This is a genomic window from Janthinobacterium sp. EB271-G4-3-2 (assembly GCF_020858035.1).
GTDB classification, from domain to species: domain Bacteria; phylum Pseudomonadota; class Gammaproteobacteria; order Burkholderiales; family Burkholderiaceae_D; genus Janthinobacterium; species Janthinobacterium aestuarii.
Genome location: NZ_JACYMG010000013.1, coordinates 33,677 through 58,559 on the forward strand (window position 1 = coordinate 33,677; position 24,883 = coordinate 58,559).

Consider the following 24,883-nt stretch of genomic DNA (forward strand, 5'->3'; position numbering starts at 1 on the left):
CGGCGTCCGCTAGCGCCCCTGCCAGTAGCGCGGCCGGCTGGCCCGATACTGCGTTATCTCAATATGATCCCCAAACTCCAGCACCACCGCCCCCGTCACATCCGTGCGCAGCCGCGCAATGCCCATGTCGCCATAGCGCGCATACACTTGCGCCTTCGGATGTTTGTAGCGATTCCTGTGTCCCACCTGGAAAATCGCCAGGGCCGGATGGACGGCATTCAGGAAAGCCTGCGTGGATGACGTGCCGCTGCCGTGATGCGGCGCCAGCAACACGTCGGCCGCCAGTTCGCCCTCCGCAGAACGGGCCAGCAATTGCGCCTCCTGCGGCGCTTCGATATCGCCGGCCAACAAGATCGAATGCTTGCCAGCCGTGATTTTCACGGTGCAGCTGCGGGCGTTCGGCTTCAGGGCAATGTCCATGTGGCTCGCCGGCAATGGATGCAGCATGGCGAAGTGCACGCCTTCCCACGTCCAGCTCTGGCCCGCCGTGCAGTGCAGATAGGGACGACGCGATTCCCGCTGGAACTCGACGGCCGGATGGCCATCGAACAGCGACGAGGCCAGCCAGCCCACCTGCACGTTCTCCAGCAGGGACATGGCGCCGCCCGCGTGATCGAGGTCGCTGTGGGAAATGATCACACCGTCGAGCTTGGCAATGCCGCGTGCGCGCAGATACGGGACGATGACCCTGCTGGCGCCATCGGCATCGAGGCTGTAGGCGGGGCCCGTGTCGTACAGCAGCCGGTGGCCCTGCGTTTCCACCAGCACGGCCATGCCTTGTCCCACGTCAAAGGCCGTCACCCACAACTGCCCCGGCGGCGGACTGGACGGCAAGGCCGTCAGCAGCGGCAGCCAGCTCAGCATGCCCGCCCAGCGGTGCGGCCATCCGCGTGGCGCCAGCAGCCATGCCGTGCCAAACAAGGCCCAGCAAAAACTCCACATTGGTGGCGCGGGCGCCGTCCACACGGCAAAGCGGCGCGCGCCCAGCCATTCGAGGACCTGTGCCAGCATCTGCACGATGGCGTGCGCCAACAGCAACAGTCCATCGGACAAAGGCGCAGGCAGCAGGCTGCCCGCCAGCGACAAAGGGGTGACGACCAGGCTGATGACGGGAATGGCCAGCGCATTGGCCACGGGAGAAACCAGCGACACTTGCGAGAACAGCAGCATCGTCAGCGGCACCAGTCCCACCGTCACCACATACTGCGTGTGCGCGCCCAGCGCCACGGCCGCGCGCAGGCGGCGCCAGCGTCCCGCCTGCGGCGGCAGCGGCGCCGTGGTGCGGCCCGCCGTCGCGTACAGCATGGTGGCGACGGCGCCGAACGACAGCCAGAAGCCGGGCCACAGCACGGCCCACGGGTCGAGCAGCACGACGGCGCCCAGCGCCAGGCACAGCACGTGAACGATGCTGGTGACACGCCCCAGCCACAGGGCCAGCGCCACCACCAGCAACATATACAAGGTGCGCTGCGCGGGCACGCCGAAGCCAGCCAGCAACACGTACAGGAACGCGGCCAACGCGCCGGCCAGCGCCGCCACTTTTTGTGCCGGCAGCCGCAAGGGCAGTTGCCAGTCGGTAAAGAATGAACGGCGCCACAGCGCACCCGCGCCCAGCGCGAACAGTCCCGCGATCATGGTGATGTGCAAGCCGGAAATCGAAATCAGATGGCTGACGCCCGTGCGGTTGAACACTTGCCAGTCGGACTGGGGAATGGCGCGCTGGTCGCCCACCACCAGCGCCACGATCACGCCCGCATACTGCTTGCCTTCCAGGCTGCGGGCGATGCGCGCGCGCAGGGCCGCGCGGCTGGCCTCCACCACATTGCCGAAGCCGGGCACGAAGGCAGCCAGGCGCACGTTCGGCGTGTCGGCGCGCGGCTGCGGCCGTACATAACCGGTGGCGCGCACGCCCTGCTCCAGCAGCCACGCCTCGTAGTCGAAACCCATTGGGTTCGCATTGCCGTGCGGGCGCTGCAGCCGCACCGTGAGGCGCCAGCGCTCGCCCGGCCGCACGTCGCCCACGGCGTTCGTCACTGCATCGCGAAAACCCGCGTACCAGGACAGGGCGATCAAGGGCGGCACCTTCGCCCCAACCGCCTTTTCCACGGCAAAGTTGAAGCGCACGCCCTGCTCGAAGCGGTAGGGCAAGCTGGCGATGGTGCCCGTAACGACGATGTCCTGCCCCTCATCGGCCAGCGCCAGTTGCGGCGCCATAACAAGCTGGGCCATCCAGGCGGCCCAGTAAAAACCGAGGCCCACGCCAGCGGCAAGCGCAACAACGCAACGCCAGTGCGCGTGGCGGCGCAGCGCCAGACTAGCCGTGAACCCTACGCCAGCGATCATCCACAGTAGCGTGCCCGCTTGCGATGGCAAGCTTGCCTGCGTCTGCAACCAGGCGGCGCCAGTGGCAAAGCCGAGTATCAGGGTGCGCATGGGGAGGCAGAATCAAGGCAGAATCAGCTCGTTGCGAAAAGGGCTCAGCTACTGTGATCGCTTTCGACTGTTTGCCGTCTGATCTGGCGCAATGATGCCAAGGATAGAAGTTCAGCACGCCATCCGGCACCACCGCTGGAAAAACTTTCTCCATGCTAAGATGGCCATCCGGCGCCCAGGCGCCACGACTTTACGGACCTTGCATGACCCCACTGACAGCGGCCGAAACCTATTTGCAGGACTTTCATCAAAGGCAAGTGGGTGTGACCAGCGCCGCGTTTGCCCATCTGCCAGCCAGTTCGCCCGCCGGCAACTGGGCCTCGTCCTACGAAGTGTTGACCAGCCTGGTACCGGCCGTGGACACGCCCTTGAGCGTACTCGACCTCGCCTGCGGCGACGGCCATCTGCTGGGTTTGCTGGCAGCGCGGCAACAGGCGCAGCTGCAACTGCTCGGCATCGACATGAGCCAGGGTGAACTGGCCGCCGCGCGCGCCATCCTGCCCCCGTCCGTGCGGCTGCTGCATGGCCGCGGCCAGGCGCTGGACCTGCCATCGGCCAGCGTCGATTATCTCGTGTCGCACATGGCGCTGATGCTGATGGACGACATCGAACAAGTCGTGCGCGAAATGCGCCGCGTGCTGCGTTCCGATGGGCGGTTCGCGGCCATCGTCGGCAGGACTTTCTTGCTGGGCGAAGTCAACGACGTTTTCATGCGCGTGTTCAAGCCGATCGCCAGCACCGAACTGCCGCTGCTACGCTTTGGCGACCGCCGCACGGGGTCCGAAGCGGGCTGGCGCGAGCTGCTCGATGGCGCGTTTGAGGACGTCGAATTCGACGACATCGACGTACCATGGACGCCCACGCCGGGCGAACTGTGGACGGCCCTGCTGGACACCTACGATATCGACCGCCTGGACGACGGCGCCAGACGGCGCCTGCGCACGGCGTTCCTGGACGCCGTGGCGCCGCTGCAAGGCGGCGATGGCAAGATCGCCACAGGATGGGGATTGCGCCTGGTGCGGGCCCGGGCCGCCTGAACATGCAGCTACCGGGGCCGGCCACCACCAGCCACCGCCATCGACGGTATAATCGGCCTCGCTTACTTCAACACCCAGGCACGACATGACTTCCTCCGCACTTCCTCCCGACACTTCCACCGATATTTCCGACAGCAGCGAAGACAATAACGACGCTACTCTCGTCGCGGAACTGGGGGGGCTGGCCGAGCATATCCGTCTCGTCAAGATGGAAGGCCGCGTCTTCGTGCGCTTTTCCGGCGTGGTCAAGGCGGGCCACCTGGTGGTGCCGTATGCGCTGGTGCCCGCACAGGGCGTGCTGGCGCGGCCGGCCAAGTGGCGCAAGATGGACCGCGAGGCCAAGCTGGCCCTCGTGCGCGAACGGGCCAGCGCGGCCGTGTTCGAGGAGCTGCGCCAGCACGTGCTCGATTTCGTCGCCGATATCGCGGGCTTGAGCGAGGACGTGGACACGGACCCGATGGTTTTCCTGCACACCTTGGCCGACATGCAGACGTCGGAGCCGGCCGGCATGGTGTTCGACCGCATCCGCCAGCGCTTCAATCACGCCATCGAGCGCCAGCAGGAAGAGCAGCACGCGGCGCGCACGCGCCAGAGCATCAACCTGGCCGAATATCCGGCCTCGTTCGAGATGGCGCGCCGCCTGCCGCGCCGCTTCATCGCGCTGCTGGGTCCCACCAATTCCGGCAAGACGCACCGCGCCATGGAAGCGCTGGTCAAGGCAAAGAGCGGCATCTATCTGGCGCCATTGCGGTTGCTGGCCCTGGAAAATTACGAGCGCCTGCAGGAAGCCGCGCCGCACGGCAAACCGCTGGCCGTGAGCCTGATCACGGGCGAGGAGCGCCGGGTCGTCGACGGCGCCACGCACGTGGCCAGCACGGTGGAAATGCTGGACACGAAAACCGTCGTGGAAGTAGCCGTCATCGATGAAATCCAGATGCTGGCAGACCCGGACCGGGGTGCCGCGTGGACGGCGGCCGTCTGCGGCGCGCCCGCCCACACGGTCTACCTGGTAGGAGCCCCCGAAGCGCGGCGCGCCATCGAGGCGCTGGCCGAGCGCCTCGAATGCCCGCTGGAAGTGCACGTATTAAAACGCATGGCGCCCCTGTCGATGGAGCCGACGGCCGTGCGCAAGGTGCGCAACCTGCGCCGCGGCGACGCCGTCATCGCCTTTTCGCGCCGCGAAGTGCTGATGTGGCGCGACATGATCACGGAAACGGGGCTGTCGGTGGCCACCGTCTACGGCAACCTGTCGCCCGAAGTGCGGCGCGCGCAGGCGCAGCGCTTCCGCGACGGCACGGCCGATATCGTCGTCGGCACGGATGCGCTGGCGATGGGCCTGAACATGCCGATCGCGCGTATCGTCATGACCACCTGCGTCAAATACAATGGCCGCGAAGAGGAGGAGATTTCAGCCGCTCTGGCGCGCCAGATCGCCGGGCGCGCGGGCCGCTACGGCGTGCATGAAGAGGGCCTGGTGGCCGGCTACGACAACGAGACGCATGAAGTGATGCGCGCCCTGCTGAAGGAAAAGCTGCACCCGCTGAACACGAGCGGCTTTGCCGTGGCGCCGTCGCTCGAACATCTGCACCGCATTTCATCGGTGACGGGCGAATTGTCGCTGTCAAAACTGCTGCGCCGCTTCATCCACAATATCGACGTACCGGATGGTTTCTTCTTCCCCCGCATCACGGAAGACCAGAAGGAGCGTGCCGTCTGGCTCGACACCCTGCCCCTGTCCGTGGCCGACAAGTTCACCCTGTCGCTGGTACCGATATCGAGCAAGGTGCCGTCCTTGCAAACGGCGTGGGAACACTGGGCGAAGAATCTGTCGCAGGGAAAAGTCAGCACCCTGCGCCAGCATGCATATGGCGGCGGCACGCAGAATCTGCAGCAGGTGGAAGACACTTGCCGCTACTATTCGGCGTATGCATGGCTCAGCTACCGCCTGCCCGAATTCTTCCCCGATATCGACGTGGCGCAAAACCTGTCGCGCGATGCGTCGGAGCGGGTCGATTCCATCCTGCGCGCGCACAACGCGGCCTCGCGCGGACGGTCGAAGAAGTTCAAATAGGCCTTACCGCAATTCCCAGAACCACACTTCGGCGCAATCCCAGTAGCACTCGCTGCCGCACACCTTCACGCCGGTGGACGGCAGCAGGATGTCGATATGCCCACCGGCGCCGCCCAGGTAGCCGGGAATGCGGAAGAAGGCGACAAGGCCCTGGCGCTGGCCGATGCCTTCGATGGCCGCATCGGCAGCGAATTTTTCGGGCGCGCCGAACAGCGAGGGACTGGCCAGCATGTGCGCCAGCTTGGCCTGCCCCGGTTCGATCAGCGCGCCCTTGAATGGGCCCCTGCGGATGGCCATGCGGCCCTTGACCTTCACGCCGGCCTTGATCAGGGCCAGGCTGACGCGGATGGCGCAGGTGTTGGCAAAGCTGTCCTTGCCGATCAAGTCTTCCCAGCCGATTTCGCGGAACAGGGCCGCCTGGTCGACGGCCGCCACGCTCGAGTAATTTTCACGCAGATTGATGAATGCAGGTTTCACGCCAGCCTCCCGTCTTCCCTGGTCGACAGGGAACATCAGGCCGATTGTAGGACGATGCGGCAGCCCCGCACTGAGCGAGGTCAAGCGTAGGTCCGGCAGGTCGGCTTAGGCCAAAGGCCGTAAGCCGACAACACCTGTAACGCCAACAATGATGTCGGATTACGCGCGGCGTTGCCCCGCTAATCCGACCTACACGTACGAAACCGGTGAAAGTTACGGTTTGCCCGGCGCCGCATAATGCAGTTTCAGCACCAGCCCATTATGGTCGTCGGCCATATAGATATCGCCATCCTGCCCCAGCTTCACGTCGACGGGCGCGCCCCTGCCCTGCTTGCCCTTGCGCTCCCAGTTGCCGATCAAATCGACGGACTTGCCCAGCGGCGCACCGGCCTTGTCGGGCAGCAGGGCCACCAGGCGGTGGCCGTTGCTGCGGTAGCCGTGGTAGCCGATGATCAGGCTATTCTGGTACAGCGCCGGGAAGCGGCTGGCAGTGTAAAAGGTCATGCCCAGCGGCGCGGCGTGGCCGGGCAGCAGGCGCTCCGGCGCCGCATATTGGGCGTCGCAAGCCGTCTTCGGATATTCGGGACTGGCGACGTTGTCGTCATAGCAGTACGGCCAGCCGTAGTGCCGGTCGGCCTTGATCAGGTTGAGTTCCTCGTGCGGCAGGTTCTCGTCGCTTTTCAGTTGCGGCATGGCGGCCTGGATGGCGTCGCGCGAGTTTTCCGCCTGCCACAGCTCGCCCGTCGCAGGGTGAAAAGCCAGTGCCATCGAATTGCGCAAGCCGCGCGCATGCGTGCGCCAGCTGGTCACCGTGCCAGCCGGCCAGGCCATCGTGTATTCGCGGATGGCGCCCAGCGCTTCCAGTCCCTCCGCCGAAGGACAGGCTTTGGTTGGATCGGGCGCCTTGCCATCGTTCTCGCAATGGTCGGTGCTCGAGCCCACGTTCACATACAGGTCGCCCTTGGGGCTGAAGCGCATATTCGTCAGCAGGTGCAAACCGAGGCCCGGCAGGCGCGGCGTCTTGGACCTGCCGCCGATCACGTCGGTGAGGGTGCGCTTGGCGTCGCGCAGGTCGAAGCGGAAGATGCGCCCTACTTCGCCCACGTAGACCATGCCGTCCGGCCCCTGCACGATGCCGTTCGGGCGATCGAGCTTGTCGAGCAGCAGCTTGCGCTCGTAGCCGGCGCCGGCAGCCTTCGGCTGCAACAGCCACAATTTGCCCTGTTTCGGCGCCCATCCCACCATGTCCGTGACGAGGATGTCGCCATTCGTCAGCGGCAGCACGCCACGGGGGAATTTCAGGCCCTCGGCCAGCACGGCCACGCAAAAGCCGGCCGGCGTGGCGACGTCGAGACGGGGCATGCCGTCACACTGGGCACCGGCGGCCGCCATGGCGGGCGCAAACGCGCTGGACATGCAGGCTGCCAGGGCACCCGCGAGCATTTTCTTGTTCATGGTCTCATTCCATCAAAGGTAATCGGGGCATCACGGCGCGCGCGTTGGCGCTGGTGGCAACGGCCACGTCGGCCAATGCCAGGCCGCGCAGTTCGGCCAGCACGGCGCCGATGCGCGGCAATTCTTCGGGGCTGTTGCGGCCCGGGTGTACCCAGCTGGGGGAAATATCGGGAGCGTCCGTCTCCAGCACGATGGCGTCCAGGGGCAATTCCGTGGCCATGCGGCGTATCTGCAAGGCGCGCGTAAACGTCATGGCGCCGCCAAACCCCAGCTTGAAACCGAGGTCGATATAGCCCTGCGCCTGCTGGAAGCTGCCATTGAACGCATGGGCGATGCCGCCATTCGGGCGGATCTGGCGCGCGTGCTTGAGGACGATGTCCTGCGAGCGGCGCACGTGGGTGAGCACGGGCAGGTCGAAGTCGCGGGCGATTCTCAACTGCTCGCGCAAAAAATGCTCCTGCTTGGCGCGCATGGCCGGTTCGCACAGCATGGGGATGAAGAAATCGAGGCCGATCTCGCCGATGGCGACAAAGCGCGGGTCATGCATGGCCAGCGCCACGGCCTCGCGCAGGGCGATCAAATCGTCATCGGTGGCATGCGGCACGTAGATCGGGTGGATGCCGAGCGCATAGCAGGCGTTGGGCGCCGCTGCCGCCAGGTCGCGCACGATGGCGAAATTGGCCCGTTCGACGGCGGGAATGACGATCATCGCCACGCCCTGCTGCCGCGCGCGCGCCGCCACCTGCAGCGATTCGCTGCCGAATTCATGCGCGTCGAGGTGGCAGTGCGTGTCGATCCACATGGCGGACTCCTAGTATTGGTACGGTTGCAGCCCTTCATCCGTCAGGCGCAGCACGCGGTCGCAGCGCTTGGCCAGTTCGATATCGTGCGTGACGATGACGAAGGCCGTGCCCAGGGTGCGCGACAGTTCCAGCATCAGGTCGAAAATCTGTTCGGCAGTGGCGTGATCAAGATTGCCCGTCGGTTCATCGGCCAACACGCAGGCCGGCTGCGTGACGAGGGCGCGGGCCAGGGCCACGCGCTGGCGCTCGCCGCCCGACAACTCGCCGGGCGTGTGCGTAACCCGCTTGGCCAGGTTCACGCGCGTGAGGATTTGCTGCGCCAGCTCGGTGGCCGGCGCGCGCTTCATGCGGCGGATCATCAAGGGCATGGCGACGTTGTCGAGCGCGGAAAACTCGGGCAGCAGGTGGTGAAACTGGTAGACGAAGCCCAGCGAGGCATTGCGCAAGTCGCCACGCGCCTTTTCGCTGAGGGTGGCGAAATCCTTGCCCAGCAAGGTCACGCTGCCGCTGGTCGGGGTATCGAGGCCACCCAGCAGGTGCAGCAGGGTCGATTTGCCGGAGCCGGAGGCGCCGACGATGGCGACCCGCTCGCCGCGGTGGATGTCGATGTCGATGCCGGCCAGCACCTGCACCTTGTAGCTGCCCTGCGTGAAAGTCTTGCCCAGGCCACGGCAGGAAAGGACGGCAGCGCCGCCATTGGAAGCAGGTTTGTTCAGATCGGTCATGGTCGTAGTCAGTGGTTTATTCATAGCGCAGGGCTTCCGCAGGTTTCACGCGGGCAGCCCACCAGCTTGGGTACAGGGTCGCCAAAAAGGCGAGGATCACGGCCAGCACGCCGATCTTGGTGACGTCGGGCCAGCGCAGGTCGGACGGCACGGTGCTGATGAAATAGATGTCCTTGGAGAGGAACTGCACGCCCAGCAAATGCTCGATGAAGGGCACGATGACGTCGATGTTCATGGCCACCAGCACGCCGCCGCCCACGCCGAGGATCGTGCCCAGGATGCCCACCAGCGCGCCCTGGATCATGAAGATCTTCATGATGGAGCGGGGCGAGGCGCCCAAGGTGCGCAAAATCGCGATATCGGCCTGCTTGTCCGTCACCGTCATCACCAGGGTCGACACCAGGTTGAAGGCGGCCACGGCGATGATCAGGGTCAGGATGATGAACATCATGCGCTTTTCCGTCTGCACGGCGGCGAACCAGTTGGCGTTCAACTTGGACCAGTCGCGCAGCCACAGGTCGCCCGGCATGGTTTTTTTCAGTTCCGCCGCCACTTGCGGCGCCTGGTTCATGTCGGCCAGACGCAGGCGCAGGCCCGATGGACCGTCGAGGCGCAGCAGGCGCTGGCCGTCTTCGATATTGATGAAGGCCAGGCCCGCGTCGAATTCATTGTGGCCCGCCTGGAAGATGCCGCTGACGGTAAAGCTGCGCATGCGCGGCAGCACGCCGGCCGGCGTGACCTGGCCCTGCGCCAGCATCAAGGTGACTTTTTCGCCAAGGTTGACGCGCAAGGCGCGCGCCAGCTCGATGCCCAGCACGATATTGAAGGTGCCCGGCTGCAACGCCTTGAAGCTGCCCATGCGCGTCTGGCCGGCCACGTCCGAGACATTCGGCTCTTCCTCGGGCAGCACGCCGCGCACGATGGCGGGACGCAGCGCATCGTCGCGCAGCAGCATGCCCTGCGTTTCCACGAACGGCGCGGCGCCCTTCACGGCCGGATTCTTGAACGCTTGCGCAGCTTCCGCGCGCCAGTCCGGCATGCTGCCGCTGTTGTCGAACACTTCCACGTGGGCCAGCACGGACAGCATGCGGTCCGTCACTTCCTTCTGGAAGCCGTTCATCACGGACAGCACGACGATCAGGGCGGCCACGCCCAGGCCGATGCCGGCCATGGAAATGAGCGAAATAAAAGAGATAAAACTGTTGCGGCCACTGCGCTTGCCGGCCCGCGTGTAGCGCAGGCCGACCAGCCATTCGAAGGGAAGATTTTTTAACATGCTCATTGATTCATTAATTCTTTTGTAAGCAACATATCATCGCGTTAGCCCTTAAAGCGAAGGGCTGGGGTCAGACCCGGCGGGTCTGATCCCGGTTTTACAAGCCAGCTATTCGTAGCGCAGCGCCTCGGCCGGCTTGACACGCGCGGCGCGCCAGCTCGGGTAGATGGTCGCCACCAGCGCCAGGCCAAAGGCGATCAGGCCGATCTGCGCCACGTCCAGCCAGTGCACGTCGGACGGCACGGCGCTGATCTGGTAGATTTCCTTGGAGATGAAGTGCAGGCCGAAGATGCCTTCGATGAAGGGCACGATGACGCCCACGTTCAGCGCCAGCACGACGCCGCCGATGACGCCCAGGGCGCTCCCCAGCAAGCCGACCAGCGCGCCCTGGATCATGAAAATCTTCATGATGGAGAACGGCGAGGCGCCCAGGGTGCGCAGGATGGCGATGTCGGCCTGCTTGTCGGTGACCGACATCACCAGGGTCGAGACGAGGTTGAACGCGGCCACGGCGATGATCATGCTGAGGATGATGAACATCATGTTCTTCTGGCTTTGCACCAGCGCATACCAGCTGGCGCTGGCGCGCGACCAGTCGCGCATCCACAGCTGGCCCGGCATCGACGCTTTCAATTCGCGCGCCACCTGCGGCGCCTTGTTCATGTCGTGCAAACGCAGACGCAGGCCGGACGGGCCGTCGAGCTGCAGCAGCTGCTCCGCGTCCTGCATGTTGACGAAGGCCAGGCTGCCATCGAGTTCATTGTGGCCCGCCTCGAAGATGCCGGCCACCTTGAGCGCGCGCATGCGCGGCATGACGATGCCGTTGGCCGGATCGCCCGCCCTCGGCTCGCGTTCCAGCATCAGGGTGACGTTCTGCCCCACTTTCACGTCGAGCGCCTTGGCCAGGTCGATGCCCAGCACGATGTTGTACGAGCCTGGCGTGAGTTCCTTGAAACTGCCCTCTTTCATCTGGCTTGCCACGCTGGAGACGGTGGCTTCCTGCTGCGGCAGCACGCCGCGCACGACGGACGGGCGCATGGTTTCGTCGTTGAGCAGCATGCCCTGGGTTTCCACGAATGGCGACACGGCTTTCACTTGCGGGTTGGCGTAGGCGGCGCGTTCCTGCGCCTGCCAGTTCGGCATGGAGCCGCTGGTATCGAACACCTCGACGTGGGCCAGCACCGACATGAGCCGGTCCGTGACTTCCTTCTGGAAGCCGTTCATGACGGACAGCACGACGATCAGGGCGGCCACGCCCAGGCCGATACCGGCCACGGAAATGAGGGAGATGAAGGAAATGAAGCTGTTGCGGCCACTGCGTTTCCCGGCGCGCGTATAGCGCACGCCGACCTGCCACTCGAAGGGAAATTGTTTGATGATGCTCATGCGCTCCCGCGACAACGATGATATGCGAGCGCGCAGTGTGCCACATAATGGGCATTTCATGCATCAAGTCTGCGTGAAACAGCGCACGCCGGCCCTATTTTGCCTCCTGCGCCAGGCCGAACGCGTCCAGCAACCGCCCCGCCAGCGCATATTGGCGCATCTGCGCCAGGGCCAAACGGTGCAACTGGTCGCTGCGCCGCTGCTGTATCGTGAAGTAGCTGTCGCGCGTCTGGATGACCTGCTGCAGGTTGCGCCGGCCCGCCTCATACTGGATGCTCCCGCCGCGCACGACGAAGGCCATCTTCTTTTCCTGTTCCTCGAGCAGGGCCAGGGTGCGCTGCGCATTGGCGATGCGCGGCAGCATGCTGGCCAGGTCGGCGCGCGTGCCCTGCTCGGCGCGCGCCACGTCCGCATCGGCCGCCTGGGCGCGGCTGATGCTCTCGTCGCGCTGCGCCAGGCTGCCCCCGCCGAGCGGGAATTCCCAGGAAACGCCCACCGACCAGCCCCGCTGCTGGATGGTCGATGGCGGCGGCGTCGTCTTGTTATTGAGCAGATGGCTGACGTTCAGATCGATTTTCGGGGCCAGGGTGGCCGCCACGCCGCGCACGCGCAGCTGGGCGGCCGCCGCCCGCTCGCGCGCGGCGCGCAACTGCGCGTGCTGCGTGTCGGCGTTTTCCAGGGCCTGCGCCGGCAGCGGCGCAAACGCGAAATCGGCAAACTGCGCCACCGGTTCGAAGGCCAGCGCTTCGAGCTTGATGCGCGCCGCCTGCTGGTCCGTCAGCAAGCCGTCGTGCACCAGTTCCGCGTCCAGCTGCGAACTTTGCGCCAGTTCGCGGTCCACTTCCGACGCCTTGCCCAGTTCCGCCTGGCGCGTCACTTGCCGCACCAGCAGCGTCACGTCACGCAGGCGTTCCTGCGACTGCAGCAGGCTGCGTTCCAGGCGCTGCATGTCGAAATATGCTTCGGCCAGCTTTTCCGCGCTGTCCGCGCGCGCCCGTTCCACGTCGAAGGCGGCGCCCGCCATCTCGCGCCCGGCCGCATCGAGTTCGGCCCGGTCGGCGCCGCCGTTGTACACGTTCCAGCGCACGCTCGCTTCCACCTGGTGCGTGCGGCGTTCCACGTCCAGTGCGCCATCGAGGTCATTGCTGCGCCCCCGCGTCGCCTGCAGCGCCGCGGTCGGAAACAAACGCGAACGGGCCTGCCTGTAGCGCGCTTCGGTGGTGGCCAGCGCCGCCTGCGCCGCGATCACCTGCGGATCGCGCGGCACGGCGCGGGCCAGCAAGGCGGGCAAGCCGCGCGCGGACTGCGCCTGGAAAGCGGCCGGTGGCGCGGGTTGGGCCATTTGGGCCGCCGCGTTGGCGCAGGCAAATGCCATGCAAAGTAAAAAAGCACGCATCACCGCTCCTGCAGGGAAGACTGCAAGCCGCGCAGCACGGGCTTGAACACATATTGCAGCACCGAGCGGCGGCCCGTCAGGATGCCCACGTCGACGGGCATGCCGGGCGTCACCGGCAGCACCTTGCCATGCGCCGTCAGCTGGCTGCGGTCGGTACTCAGCTGCACCTCGAAATACGGCTCGTTGCGTTCGTCGGGAATCGCGTCGGCGCCCACGCGCACCACCTGCGCCTGCATGCGTCCATAGGTGGTGGCGTCATACGCCAGCACATTGGCCGAGGCGCGCTGCCCCACGTGGATGAAACCGATGTCCGACGGCTTGACGCGCACGGAGATCAGCATTTCCGAATCGGCGGGCACGATTTCCAGGATAGGCTTGCCCGGCTGCGCCACGCCGCCGACGGTTGCCACCAGCACGCGGTTGACGACGCCGTCGACGGGCGCGGTCACGTCGCGCCGGCTGACCTGGTCTTGCTGGCCCTTGAGCGTGCTGGCCAGGGCGCCGGCCTTGGTTTCATATTCGCTGCGCTGGGCGCCCCACTGGCCGCGCATGCGCGCTTCCACTTCGCCCGCCTGCGCCTGCGCCTCGGCCAGGGTGGCCGTCAGGCGCGGCACGGACGCACGCAGGCTGTCGAGTTCCGTGCGCTGCTGCTGCACGCGCTGCTGCGCATTCAGATAGTCACCGCGCGACCCGGCGCCCTCCTTGAACAGGCGCTCTTCGATCGACAGGCTTTCCAGCGCGATTCTCAAGCCCGTGTCCAGTTGCGCGATGCGGCTGTGCGCCTCGGCCAGCTCGCCGCGCCGGCGCGTCACGCCTTCGCGCGCGGCCGCCGTGGCCGACGCGAATTCGCGCTGGCCATCGCGCCACAACTGCGTTTCCTTGGCGATCAGCTCGGGCGCCTCCTGCTGCCATTCCGGCGCAAACCGGGGCGCGCCGCCGGACAGCAGCGCGTCGAGGCGCGCCCTGCCCGCCAGCGCGGCCAGGCGGTTTTGCACGCTGGCGCCCAGATTGGCCTCGTACTGGGCCGTGTCCAGGCGCAGCAGCAAGTCGCCGCGCCGCACGCGCTGGCCCGGTTTCACGAGCATTTCACGCACGATGCCCCCTTCCAGGCTTTGCACTTCCTGCAGATGCGACGGCGGTGTGATGGCGCCACGGCCATTCACGGACACGTCGAGCTGGGCGAAGGTGGCCCAGGCCAGGATCAACACCAGCAGCACGGCGATCAAGGCCAGCATGCACAGGACGATGCGCCGCGGTTCGCGTTCCGGGTCCGGGTGGGCCGCTGGCAGCGGGCGGGCGTTCGGGGCGCTCATGCCGCCACTCCCTGTTCCGCCGCAGGCCTGGCCGTCTGGTTATTGAGCACGCGCATGACCTCATCGCGCGGGCCGTCGGCCACGATGCGCCCCTTGTCAAAGACGATCAGGCGGTCCACCAGCGCCAGCATGGCCATGCGGTGGGTGACGAGCACGATGGTCGTGTCTTTCAATGTCCGCAGCCGGGAGATCAAGCGCTGCTCGGTGGCCGGGTCGAACATGCTGCTCGGCTCATCGAGCAGCAGCATGGACGGTTTCGCGAGCAAGGCGCGGGCCATGGCCACGGCTTGCCGCTGGCCGCCGGACAGGCGCTCGCCCCGCTCGCCCACTTCCGTCGCCACGCCGTTGGGCAGCTGGGTGATGATGTCGTCGAGGCAGGCCAGACGGATGGCGTCGAGCAGGCTGGCGTCGTCGGGTTGGCTGCGTCCCAGTTCGATGTTTTCGCGCAGGGTGCCGTGGAACAGGGTCACGTCCTGCGGCACGTAGCCGATCTGGCGGCGCAGGCTCAATGGTTCGAGCTGGGTGCTGGCCAGGTCGTCGAACAGCACGCTGCCGCTTTGCGGGCCATATTGATTCAGCAGCAGGCGCAGCAAGGTGCTCTTGCCGGAACCGAGCTTGCCGATCACGCCGACCCGTTCGCCGGGGCGGATGTGCAGATTCAGTTTATCGAGCAGCGGCGGCGAATTCGGGTAGGCAAAGCCCACGTCGCGAAACTCGATGCGCCCGGACAGGGGTGGCGCCTGCAGGCTCGCCGCGTCGTCATCGGTCGGCGCTTCCATGATTTTATTGAGGGCGTGGTAGGACAATTTGGTTTGCTCCCAGCGCATGATCAGGCCCGCGATCTGGCTCACGGGCGCCAGCGCGCGGCCCGTCAGCATGCTCACGGCGATGATCTGGCCCAGGGTCAGCAGGTGTTCCCCCATCAGCAAGGCGCCCGTGGCCACCACGGCCACGCCGGACAGGGCCAGCACGGCCGTGTTGATGTAATTGACCCTGCTGACGATTTCACGCGTCTCGACGCTGTTGGCGGCGATGGCCACCGTCAGGCTTTCCCATTTGCGCCGGCTCCACGCTTCGGCGCCCAGCGCCTTGATGGTATCGAGGCCGTTCATGGTTTCAAACAGGTGCGCCGTGCGCTGCGCGCTTTCCTGCATCGAGGCGGCCACATGGCGCGCCAGGGCCGCGCGCGAGGCAAAGGCCACCAGCAGCAAAATCGGGATGACGGCCAGGGGCACGAGCACGAGCCAGCCGCCCACCAGGGCGATCACCAGCAGGAACAGCAGCAGGAACGGCAAGTCGCCCAGGGTCGTCAAGGTGGTGGAGGCAAAGAATTCGCGCACGGATTCGAAATCGCGCACGGTATTGGCCAGGGTGCCGCCGGAAGCGGGCCGGCTGGCCGCGCGCAGGCGCAGGCACTGGGCAAAGATGTTCGACGACAGCGCCACATCCATGCGGCGCGACGCCGTTTCCACCAGTTCGCCGCGCAGCAAACGCAGGGCCAGCTCGAAGCCCGTCAACGCCACCACGGCAATGGTCAGCACCCACAGGCTGGACGTGGCATTGTTGGGGATCACGCGGTCATACACGGCCATCGCGTAGAACGGCACCAGCGCGCCGATGACGTTCAGCACCAGGGTGCCCAGCAGGGCCCAGCGGAAAACCCAGCGGTTGCGGTTGAACACGTCCCAGAACCAGCTCCCCGCCACCGGCATGCTGTAGAGCAAGCTGCGCTGGTCGAAAAACACTACGGGCCGCACGGCCACCCAGCGTGCATCGGGCACTCCCTGCGCCAGCGCGGCCGCCTCAAACCAGGCGCTGCCTTCGATGCCGGGCACGTGGCATTCGTATTTGCCGTCAGCAATGGCCAGCACCACCAGCGCCTGCCCTTCTCCGTTGAGCAGCAAGGCCGGCATTTCCGTGGCGCGGCGCGGCTTGTCTGCCGGCAGCGCCGTGCCGGCCAGGCTGGCCTGCGTCAGCGCCTGCTCGAGAAAGTCGGCGGCGGCCGGATCACCATGCGCGGTCACGCTGGCGCGCAGGCGCTCGGCCTGCACGGCCACGCCGAAAAAGCGCGCCAGGAAGACGATGGCCTCGGCGATGGCATGAGTAGGCTTGCCGTCAAAAGCGGGGGAAGTATCGGGAGATGGGGTCATGATGATTACACTAAGACGCTGCGGCGCGCCTGTCGGCGCGCCGCAGCGGGAACGCTATCGCTTGCGCGATGAGCGTTGATTAATTAAGCGCGGAAGCGCCCTTGCGGCGGCGCGCCATGAAGCCCAGCAGGCCCAGGCCAGCGACCAGCATGGCCCAGGTTTGCGCTTCCGGCACCGGCGACACGGCAAGCAGGGTTTGCGAAGCCGGGTTGACGCTGCTCAAGCTCGTGTAGTTGTACAGGTTCCGGATGGCGCCATTGCCCGTGGCCACGCCCAGCATGGTGTTGGCTTCGCTGACGACGGCATTGCTCAGGCTTTTGAAACGCAAATCGCCCGTCAGCAGGTTCGTGTTGTCGTTATTCAATTCCCACAGGGCCAGCTGGAAGGCGGCGGCGCTGTTGGCGCTGGTCGACACATTCGCGATGGACGAGGCGTAATAGCCTTCATACAGGCGCTTGACGGAATCGCTGGCGGCAAAGGCGCCGCTGCTGTAGCTGTTCGAACTATTGCTCAGTGCGACATGGGGATCGAGGCAGAACGCCAGGAAGGTGTTGCTGTCGTACTTGACTTCCCACAAGGTCGGCGAGATGGCGCTGCCCGAGCCGAAGGCGCCACCGGCAGCCGTAAACAGGCTGACGCTGTGCGAATCGACGACTTGCAGGTTGGAGGCGGCCAGGGCGCTGCCGCTGGCAAGGGCGAACGCGGCTGCGGCGATGGCGCCGCGAACGAACAGTTGCATGGATTGTTTCATCGTGGTTTCCCTATTTCTATTATCAAGTGTGGAAAAAAGCGTGGAAAAGCGCCGGCGCCCCGTGATGGGCGCGCCGGTGCGGCATTGCCGGGCAGGATTACGGGCCGGCAAGGGACATCAGGCAGCCATTTCCTGGGGCTGGGTATTCGCGTGGGCCATGGCGCGGCGCAAGAGGTCGGCCATCTCGCACTGGGCCTGGGCTTCGGCAGCCGGGGCAGCCTGGGCGGCAGCGACCGTGTTGACCGTGCCGTCCTGGCCCAGCACCACGTCGAGCGTGCTGTCGTCGCGCAACAGGTCGGCCATGCTCGGCAAGGCCACGCCGGCGGCGGCCGCATCCTTGGCGTCGACGTTGAAATACACGTCCGTCATGTCGACCGTCTTGCCGTCGGCCAGGGTGGCGCTGCTGCGCTCGAGGTGCAGATTGCTGTTGGCGTCGAGGAATGGCAGTTCCGTGTAGCTGACCGTCAGGCTGGCTACGCCGGCGTCGTGCAAGGACATCAGCTCGCCATCGTCCGTCACGCCGTTGCTGTTGGCGTCGCGCCAGATACGCAGTTCCGCAAACTTGTCATCGTGCGCATCGACCACGCCGTCGCCGTTCGAGTCATAGCCGGACAGCTTGGCAAAGCCCGTGCCCTTCTCATTGCCGCCGAAGAGCTCGGAGATGTTGTCGATCTTGCCATTGCCATTGCTGTCGATGGCCAGCAAGCCGTCCTGGGCAGAGACCCAGCCCGTCTGGATGGCGCTGCCCGTGCCCAGCAGGTCGAAGCTGCCGTGGAAGTCGGCGCGGGCGATCGTGTGCACGCCGTCACCGTTGAGGTCGATGACGATGGGCGTGATGGCCGCATCCCAGCTCATGTCGTTCTGGCCCGACGCCAGTTTCAATATGTCCGTGTAGACCACGTTGCCCGTCGTGCCATTGCTGTTGACGTCCGAATCGATGTTGTCGTTCGTGCCCGCGTTCTTCGCGCCCCAGCGCCACGTATCCATGGCGTAGCCGGCGTGATATACGCCCGACTTGTCGAACTTGAGCGAATAGCTGCCCGGGTCGAGGTTGCTGAACAAATAGTTGCCGTAGGCATTCGTGTAGGTCGTGGCCAGCAGCACGCCGCTGCCCGAGTACAGCTGCACCTTGATGTTGGCGATGCCAGCCTCGTTGTAGTCCTGCACGCCGTCATGGTCGGCATCGCGCCACACCTTGTCGCCCAGGCTGGCCTTGCGGTAAATGCCCGCATCCCAGCTCATGTCGTTCTGGCCGGCGGCCAGGTTGATCAGGGCCGAGCGCCCCGTGCTGACATCGACGTCGGAATCGGCCGTGTCAACACCCAGATTGGCCTTGGTGTAGTAAAAGCCCGATGGACGGATGACTTCCACCTTGTAGCCGCCGGCCGCCAGTTCGCTGAACAGGTAATTGCCGCTGGCATTCGTCGTCGTCGTGGCGATGACGACGTTGCTGGCATTGAGCAGGTTGACCTTCACGCCCGCCACGCCCAGCTCGCCCGCATCCTGCACGCCGTTGTAGTTATTGTCTTCCCACACGCGGTCGCCGATGGAAGCCGTGTTGAGTTTCACCAGGCCAGCATCCCAGTCCAGCTGCACATCGCCCGACTTCAAGGTGGCCCATGTCGTGGTAAAGCCGTTGGCCGGATTGACGTCCGAATCCGTGGCGTAACCGCCGATATCGGCCTTGGTGAAGCCGTAGCCGGCCGGCGGCACGAAGCCCAGATAGTAATTGCCGGGGACCAGGTTGCTGAACAGATAATTGCCGCTGGCATCCGTGGTGGCGCTGGCCACGACGGCGCCTTGCGCGTTGTACAGGTTGACTTTCACGCCACAGACGCCCGCCTCACCCGCATCCTGCGTGCCGTTGCCGTTCGCGTCGAACCACACGCGGTCGCCGATGGAGGCCGTCTTGTAGAGGCCGGCATCGAGATCCCTGTAGTTCTGGCCGGCAACCACCGTCACCTGGCCGCTGTTGCCCAGCGTATTGATATCGCTGTCGAGCGCATCGTTGCCGCCCGCATCCTTGACCGTCGTCAGATAACCGGCGGGGGCGACGACGGCGATCGAATAGGTACCGGGATCGACATTGAAGTTGTAATAGCCGGCGGCGTCCGTGACGGTCGAGCCGATCACATTGCCGGCCGCGTTTTTCAGCTGCACGGTGACGCCGACTATGCCCGCTTCGCCCGCATCCTGCACGCCATTCATATTGCTGTCATGCCAGACCCGGTCGCCCAGAGTGGCTGGCAGGGCGACGATGCCGGCGTCGAGCGAGTGGTTGCTGTCGCCCGAAGCGAGCAGCACTTGCGCCGTCCTGCCGTCGGCATTCGCGTCCGAGTCGCGCTGGTCGTCGCCGCCCTGGTCCTGGCCCGTAAAAGCGTAGCCGGCTGGCAAGGTGGTTTTATCGAACTGCACGCTGTAGGTGCCCGGTTTCAGGTTCGTAAACAGGTAGTTGCCGTTCGCATCCGTGAGCAGCGGACTGCCGACGGCGTTGCCCGACGCATCGAGCAAAGTCACTTTCACGCCTGCGGCGCCCGCTTCACCGGCATCCTGCACGCCATTCTTGTTGGTATCGAACCAGACCCGGTCGCCCAGTTCGGCCGCGCGGTACAGCCCCGCATCGAGGCTCAAGTTGGTCTCGCCCGGCGCCAGGGTGACGGGTGCCATCTTGCCGGCCGCATCGATATTGCTGTCCTTGTCCGTGTCGCCGCCCTGGCTGGCTGCCGTCGGCACATAGCCGGCAGGCGCCACCACGGTCACCGAATAGGTGCCAGGGTTGACATCGAAGTGGTAGCCGCCGCTGGCATCGGTCGTGGTCGAGGCCACCACATTGCCGGCCGTATCCTTCAGTTGCACCACGACGTAGGCGATGCCCGCCTCGCCCGCATCCTGCACGCCGTTGGCGTTCTTGTCTTCCCACACGAAATCACCCAGGTGCGCCATCGGCACCTTGAAGGTCAGGTAATGGGGCGCCAGGCTCAGGTCCTGCGCATTGCAGCCTTCCGTGCCGCCATCGTCGCGCACCTTGAAACCGAGGTCGAAGTCGCCGGCCACGGTCTGGCTCGGCACGAAGACCAGGTGGCCCGCGCGGATATCGTCGATGGAAACCTCCGTGCCGACCGCGACGGCCACGCCATTCAACAGGACCTGGCCTGCCGTGGTGGTATTCGTGATGACGATGGACTTGAAGCCGTCGTGCTCGACGTCGTCGTGGAAGCCGAAATCGCTTTCGCTCAGCACGACGCTGGAACCGTCGACCAGGGTGAAAGTCTTGTCGGCCGCATCGGGCGCGTCATTGACGGGGTCGATGATGACTTGCAGGCTCAGCTGGACGATGTCGCCATTGCCCTTGTCGATCGTCACCTCGATGGTCGAGAAGCTGCCATTGTAGTTGGCGGCCCAGTCGCCGGGACGCACGTACACGGTGTCCGCGTCGAGCATGCCGAACAGCGGCGTGTTCTCCGTCGATTCCGTATCGTCCGGCAACAAAACCGTGAAATTCTTGATATTCAGTTCGCCTTGCACCGAGTAGCCGGCCTGGATCAGCAGGTCGCGGATATCGAAATTCTTGTTGATGTCTTCGCAGACGTGGACCGTGGTCGACAGGTTGTAGGTAGTCATGCGGCCTCCTGACGGCATGCCACGGCGGCTGCAGGAGCGGAAATACGGGGGACCAGGGCGCGATCAGCCTGGCCGCGCAAAGCGGCGAATGTATACATAGGTGGGCTTCCAAGAAGGGACTTGTTTAAAAAATGAAGCCGGCAGATCTTGTATACAGTTTCGAGGGACACAGGAGCCAGACGACGCAACCACGCAGCAGGGGGTGATTGTCTTTCTAATATTTAAGTTGTCGCAATTATATCCAGTATATTTTCAAAAGCAAACTAATTTCCAACAATATTAATAAAATTTTTATAATTTTTTGAGCATACCCAGCGCGGGCGCTGTTGCCAGCCGGGGCCTGAAAATAGATGCACCTTCTCGGCCCCCACCACAATCGCCTACAATCTCGGGATGAATCAACTTACCCTCGTCCTGCCCTTTGCCTTGCCCACTGCCGAACTGGCTGCCGACCTGCTCAAGGTCTTGCAGGCGCCCGCGCTGGCGGCCCTGCTGTCGCGCACCTCCACTTGCAATTTAGAAACCTTTGACAATGCCAACCGCGTGCTCCCGCACGAAGCGTGGCTGGCGCACGCGCTGGGCCTGGCGCCAGCACCGAACGGCGAGGCGGCGCAGGCGGCCTTCGCGGCCCAGGCCATGCGCGGCTACGGCATCGTGCCGGAACCGGGTGCGCGTTATTTCCTGCTGCATCCGGCCCACCTGGCCATCGCCCGTAGCCATATCAGCCTGGAAGACTTGCGCCAGCTCAAGCTGAGCGAGGCCGATGGCCGCGCCCTGTTCGACATTGCGGCCCCGTATTTCGACGAGATCGGCCAGCCCCTGGCGTATGGCGACGCGGGCACCTGGTTCATGCGCGCCGACGCCTGGTCCGACTTGCAGTGCGCCACGCCGGACGCCGCCACCACGCAAGACTTGTCCGTGTGGATGCCGGAAGGCGAGCATGCGCGGGCCGCGCGCCGCCTGCAAAACGAAGTGCAGATGCTGTGGCATGAACATCCGGTCAATGCGGCACGCGAAGAGCGGGGCTTGAAAGCCATCAATTCCTTCTGGATCTGGGGCGGCAGCCTGGCAACCGCTGAACCCGCGCGCTGCGCGGCCAGCCTGCATACCAAGGACGCGCCGGGCTGGCTGGCCGCGCTGGCGGAACCGGCGCGGCGCGATGCCAGTCCAAACAGTGTGCTGGGCAGCACACAGGACGCGATCGTCGTGCTGGGCGGCCTGACCGAAGCGGCGCAGGCGCAGGAATGGGGCATGTGGCTGCAGCAGTTGCAAGCGCTGGAAGCCAACTGGTTCGCGCCGCTGCTGGCGGCCCTCAAGGATGGCCGCCTGAGCCAGTTGCGCCTGGTGCTGAGCCACCGCGACGCCTGGCTAGCCTGCACCACCAGCAAGAACGCGCAGCGCAAATTCTGGCGCACGATTACCCTGAACAAGTTGAAAGCATCATGACCCGTACCCGCATCGCCACCCGTCCCTGCCCCTACCGCGAATCCGAATTGCTGCGCCAGGGCGGCATCCACCCCGTGCTGGCCCGCTTGTACGCGTCGCGCGGCCTGTCCGACGCGAAAGAACTCTCGATCGAGCCGAAAGACTTGATACCACCATCGGGCTTGCTGCACATCGGCGCGGCCGGCGTCTTTCTGGCCGACGCGATTGCCGCCAAGAAGCGCATGGTGATCGTGGCCGACTACGATTGCGACGGCGCCACCGCCTGCGCCGTGGTCATACGCGGCTTGCGCGCCATGGGCGCCGACGTCGACTTCATCGTGCCCAACCGCTTCGAATACGGCTACGGCCTGACGCCGGAAATCGTCGAACTGACGGCGCGCGAAAAGTCGCCCGACATCATCATCACCGTCGACAACGGCATCGCCAGCATCGACGGCGTGGCCGAAGCGAATCGGCGCGGCATCCAGGTGGTCGTCACCGATCACCATTTGCCGGCCGACACCCTGCCCGACGCGGCCGTCATCGTCAACCCGAACCAGCCCGCCTGCGGTTTCCCCAGTAAACATCTGGCGGGCGTGGGCGTCGTGTTCTACGTCTTGCTGGCCCTGCGCGCGGAAATGCGCCGGCGCGGCCTCTTTGATGCGCAAACGCAACCCAAGCTCGACAACCTGCTCGACCTGGTGGCCTTGGGCACGGTAGCCGACGTCGTGCGCCTCGATACGAACAACCGCATCCTCGTCGCGCAGGGTCTCAAACGTATGCGCAAGGGCAATATGCACGCGGGTGTGGCGGCCCTGTTCCGCGTGGCGGGCCGCGAAGCGCGCAGCGCCACGCCGTTCGACCTGGGCTTTGCCCTGGGACCGCGCCTGAATGCGGCCGGCCGCTTGCAAGACATGTCGCTGGGCATCGAATGCCTGGTCACGGACGACGAAGGCCGCGCCTGGGCGCTGGCGCAGCAACTGAACGACATCAACCTGAAGCGCCGCGAAATCGAAGCGGAAATGCAGGACACGGCCCTGCTGCACCTCGACGCTTTCGAACCGGCCAACAGCAGCACCATCAGCGTCTTCGATGAATCGTGGCACCAGGGCGTGATCGGCATCGTGGCCTCGCGCCTGAAGGAAAAGTTCTATCGCCCGACCATCACGTTCGCGCCGGGCGCGGACGGCTGGATCAAGGGCTCCGGACGCTCGATTCCCGGCTTCCACTTGCGCGACGCGCTCGACCTCGTGTCGAAACGGGCGCCGAGCCTGATCGACAAGTTCGGCGGCCACGCCATGGCGGCGGGCTTGACCATCCGCGCCGACGCCTTCGATGCGTTTTCCAAGGCCTTCGAAGCCGTGGGCCAGGCCTGGCTCAGCGCCCAACAGCTGGAACGGGTCGTGGAAACGGACGGCCCGCTGGAAGACGCCTATTACACGACGGCCTTCATCGAGCTGATGGATGGCCAAGTGTGGGGCCAGGGCTTCGCCCCGCCCGTCTTCTGCGACGAGTTCCGCGTCGTCAGCCAGCGCATCCTCAAAGAACGCCATCTGAAACTGCTGCTGGAAAAGAACGGCGTGCGCTTCGACGCCATCTGGTTCGGGCACACGGATGCACTGGGCGAACGCACGCGCGTCGCGTTCAGACTGGATGCGAATGAATACAATGGGACCACGAAAGTTCAGCTGATGGTAGAACATGCCGAACCTGCGTAGTGACACCTGACACGACCTACTGCGCGAAGCGCTTTGCGGCCGGCGATGCTCACCGGCTCGCCCCCCCGTGCCCTGGAGTGCCACGTGGCCACAAGGAGGCACCGAGCCTCACTGTCGTTCGCTACGGTGTTGTCAAGTGTCGCAATGTTTCTAGTGTTATTGCCCCACCTCAATGGCGCGCCGGATAGCCAACATTTCCCATAAACAATAGCGTATCTAGTCATACAGGCAGCCGCCGGTTGCCTTGACTAGGAGACATAGCATGGAATACGGGGGATTTTGGCGCCGGCTGGGCGCGTTTTTTATTGATATGGCCATCATGCTGCCGCTCGTGGTACCCATCGTTTATCTGGGAATGCCCTGGAGCCAGTCTTTCCTGCTGTACTGGTTCCTGCCTAGCTTGGCACTGAGCCTGGCCTACAATGTGGTTCTCGTCAACCGATTCGGCGGCACGCCCGGCCAGTTACTGTGCAAATTGCGCGTGCGTATGCTCGATGGCAGTCCCGTCACGCGCCAGGCGGCGCTGCTGCGCTACTCCGTACTACTCACACTAACGACACTGACCGCCATTGCCGGCATTATCGGCATCTTGCGCATCGACGAGAACGCCTACGCTGCCATGACATTCACGCAAATATCCACCCACATGGCCCGTTTCAAACCAAGCTGGTCCGGGATGCTCGAGACGCTGGCGCAACTATGGATATACAGCGAATTCGTGGTGCTATTATTTAACAAGAAGCGCCGCGCCCTGCAAGACTTCATGGCCGGCACGATCGTCGTCAAACTCCCCGCCCGCGCAGCGCAAACGCCGCCGCTGGCGACCACTGCCACCTGAAAACAGTC

Annotated in this window: 17 protein-coding genes; 5 read left to right on the forward strand and 12 right to left on the reverse strand. The window is 65.0% G+C overall.

Translation table 11 applies throughout. From position 1 onward, the window contains the following. Positions 1-9: 9 nt before the first annotated feature. The gene (locus IGS55_RS23045) at positions 10-2,433 is read right to left on the reverse strand and encodes a DNA internalization-related competence protein ComEC/Rec2 (protein WP_230517873.1); all 2,424 of its coding nucleotides are present in this window, start codon (positions 2,431-2,433) and stop codon (positions 10-12) included. A 203-nt stretch (positions 2,434-2,636) separates the two neighbouring features. On the opposite strand from IGS55_RS23045, the gene IGS55_RS23050 reads away from it, so the two are divergent. Together IGS55_RS23050 and IGS55_RS23055 are read left to right on the forward strand one after the other, a co-directional pair. Beyond that, complete coding sequence (locus IGS55_RS23050; protein WP_230517872.1) at positions 2,637-3,470, forward strand: class I SAM-dependent methyltransferase; 834 nt, start codon at positions 2,637-2,639, stop codon at positions 3,468-3,470. An 85-nt stretch (positions 3,471-3,555) separates the two neighbouring features. Continuing rightward, positions 3,556-5,541 (forward strand): helicase-related protein, encoded by a 1,986-nt coding sequence (locus IGS55_RS23055; RefSeq protein ID WP_230517870.1) that lies wholly within the window; start codon positions 3,556-3,558, stop codon positions 5,539-5,541. A 3-nt stretch (positions 5,542-5,544) separates the two neighbouring features. Here the strand turns inward: IGS55_RS23055 and IGS55_RS23060 are convergent, their stop codons facing one another. The 11 genes from IGS55_RS23060 to IGS55_RS23110 all read right to left on the reverse strand — a co-directional run bounded on the left by IGS55_RS23060 (position 5,545) and on the right by IGS55_RS23110 (position 20,894). Next, positions 5,545-6,018 carry a T6SS effector amidase Tae4 family protein gene (locus IGS55_RS23060; protein ID WP_230517869.1) on the reverse strand — a complete coding sequence of 158 codons (474 nt, stop codon included), beginning with the start codon at positions 6,016-6,018 and terminating at the stop codon, positions 5,545-5,547. Between the two features lie 213 nt (positions 6,019-6,231). Beyond that, a complete protein-coding gene (locus IGS55_RS23065) occupies positions 6,232-7,473 on the reverse strand; it encodes a PQQ-dependent sugar dehydrogenase (protein ID WP_230517868.1) in 1,242 nt (413 codons plus the stop codon). A 4-nt stretch (positions 7,474-7,477) separates the two neighbouring features. Then, positions 7,478-8,275 (reverse strand): TatD family hydrolase, encoded by a 798-nt coding sequence (locus tag IGS55_RS23070; RefSeq protein ID WP_230517867.1) that lies wholly within the window; start codon positions 8,273-8,275, stop codon positions 7,478-7,480. A gap of 9 nt (positions 8,276-8,284) precedes the next feature. Continuing rightward, positions 8,285-9,001 (reverse strand): lipoprotein-releasing ABC transporter ATP-binding protein LolD, encoded by a 717-nt coding sequence (gene lolD / locus IGS55_RS23075; protein WP_139089536.1) that lies wholly within the window; start codon positions 8,999-9,001, stop codon positions 8,285-8,287. A 16-nt stretch (positions 9,002-9,017) separates the two neighbouring features. Then, positions 9,018-10,283 carry a lipoprotein-releasing ABC transporter permease subunit gene (locus IGS55_RS23080; protein WP_046682975.1) on the reverse strand — a complete coding sequence of 422 codons (1,266 nt, stop codon included), beginning with the start codon at positions 10,281-10,283 and terminating at the stop codon, positions 9,018-9,020. A 102-nt stretch (positions 10,284-10,385) separates the two neighbouring features. After that, on the reverse strand, positions 10,386-11,663 hold the full coding sequence (locus IGS55_RS23085) for a lipoprotein-releasing ABC transporter permease subunit (protein WP_230517866.1): 1,278 nt from the start codon (positions 11,661-11,663) through the stop codon (positions 10,386-10,388). A gap of 94 nt (positions 11,664-11,757) precedes the next feature. Continuing rightward, positions 11,758-13,005 (reverse strand): TolC family protein, encoded by a 1,248-nt coding sequence (locus tag IGS55_RS23090; RefSeq protein ID WP_230517865.1) that lies wholly within the window; start codon positions 13,003-13,005, stop codon positions 11,758-11,760. Positions 13,006-13,058: 53 nt separating this feature from the next. Next, the gene (locus IGS55_RS23095; protein WP_230517864.1) at positions 13,059-14,372 is read right to left on the reverse strand and encodes an HlyD family type I secretion periplasmic adaptor subunit; all 1,314 of its coding nucleotides are present in this window, start codon (positions 14,370-14,372) and stop codon (positions 13,059-13,061) included. Further along, positions 14,369-16,522 (reverse strand): type I secretion system permease/ATPase, encoded by a 2,154-nt coding sequence (locus IGS55_RS23100; protein ID WP_230517863.1) that lies wholly within the window; start codon positions 16,520-16,522, stop codon positions 14,369-14,371. The genes IGS55_RS23095 and IGS55_RS23100 overlap by 4 nt, the downstream gene beginning before the upstream one ends. A 79-nt stretch (positions 16,523-16,601) precedes the next feature. After that, positions 16,602-17,261 (reverse strand): PEP-CTERM sorting domain-containing protein, encoded by a 660-nt coding sequence (locus IGS55_RS23105; protein WP_230517862.1) that lies wholly within the window; start codon positions 17,259-17,261, stop codon positions 16,602-16,604. Between the two features lie 129 nt (positions 17,262-17,390). Then, a complete protein-coding gene (locus IGS55_RS23110) occupies positions 17,391-20,894 on the reverse strand; it encodes an SdrD B-like domain-containing protein (protein ID WP_230517861.1) in 3,504 nt (1,167 codons plus the stop codon). A 393-nt stretch (positions 20,895-21,287) separates the two neighbouring features. Between IGS55_RS23110 and IGS55_RS23115 the strand changes: the two genes are divergently transcribed. From IGS55_RS23115 to IGS55_RS23125, 3 genes are all read left to right on the forward strand, one after another. Beyond that, positions 21,288-22,340 carry a hypothetical protein gene (locus IGS55_RS23115; protein ID WP_230517859.1) on the forward strand — a complete coding sequence of 351 codons (1,053 nt, stop codon included), beginning with the start codon at positions 21,288-21,290 and terminating at the stop codon, positions 22,338-22,340. Further along, positions 22,337-24,037, forward strand: a complete 1,701-nt coding sequence (gene recJ, locus IGS55_RS23120; protein WP_230517858.1) for a single-stranded-DNA-specific exonuclease RecJ — start codon at positions 22,337-22,339, stop codon at positions 24,035-24,037. Before IGS55_RS23115 ends, recJ begins: the two co-directional genes overlap by 4 nt. Positions 24,038-24,299: 262 nt before the next feature. After that, complete coding sequence (locus IGS55_RS23125) at positions 24,300-24,875, forward strand: RDD family protein (RefSeq protein WP_230517857.1); 576 nt, start codon at positions 24,300-24,302, stop codon at positions 24,873-24,875. Positions 24,876-24,883: the final 8 nt, after the last annotated feature.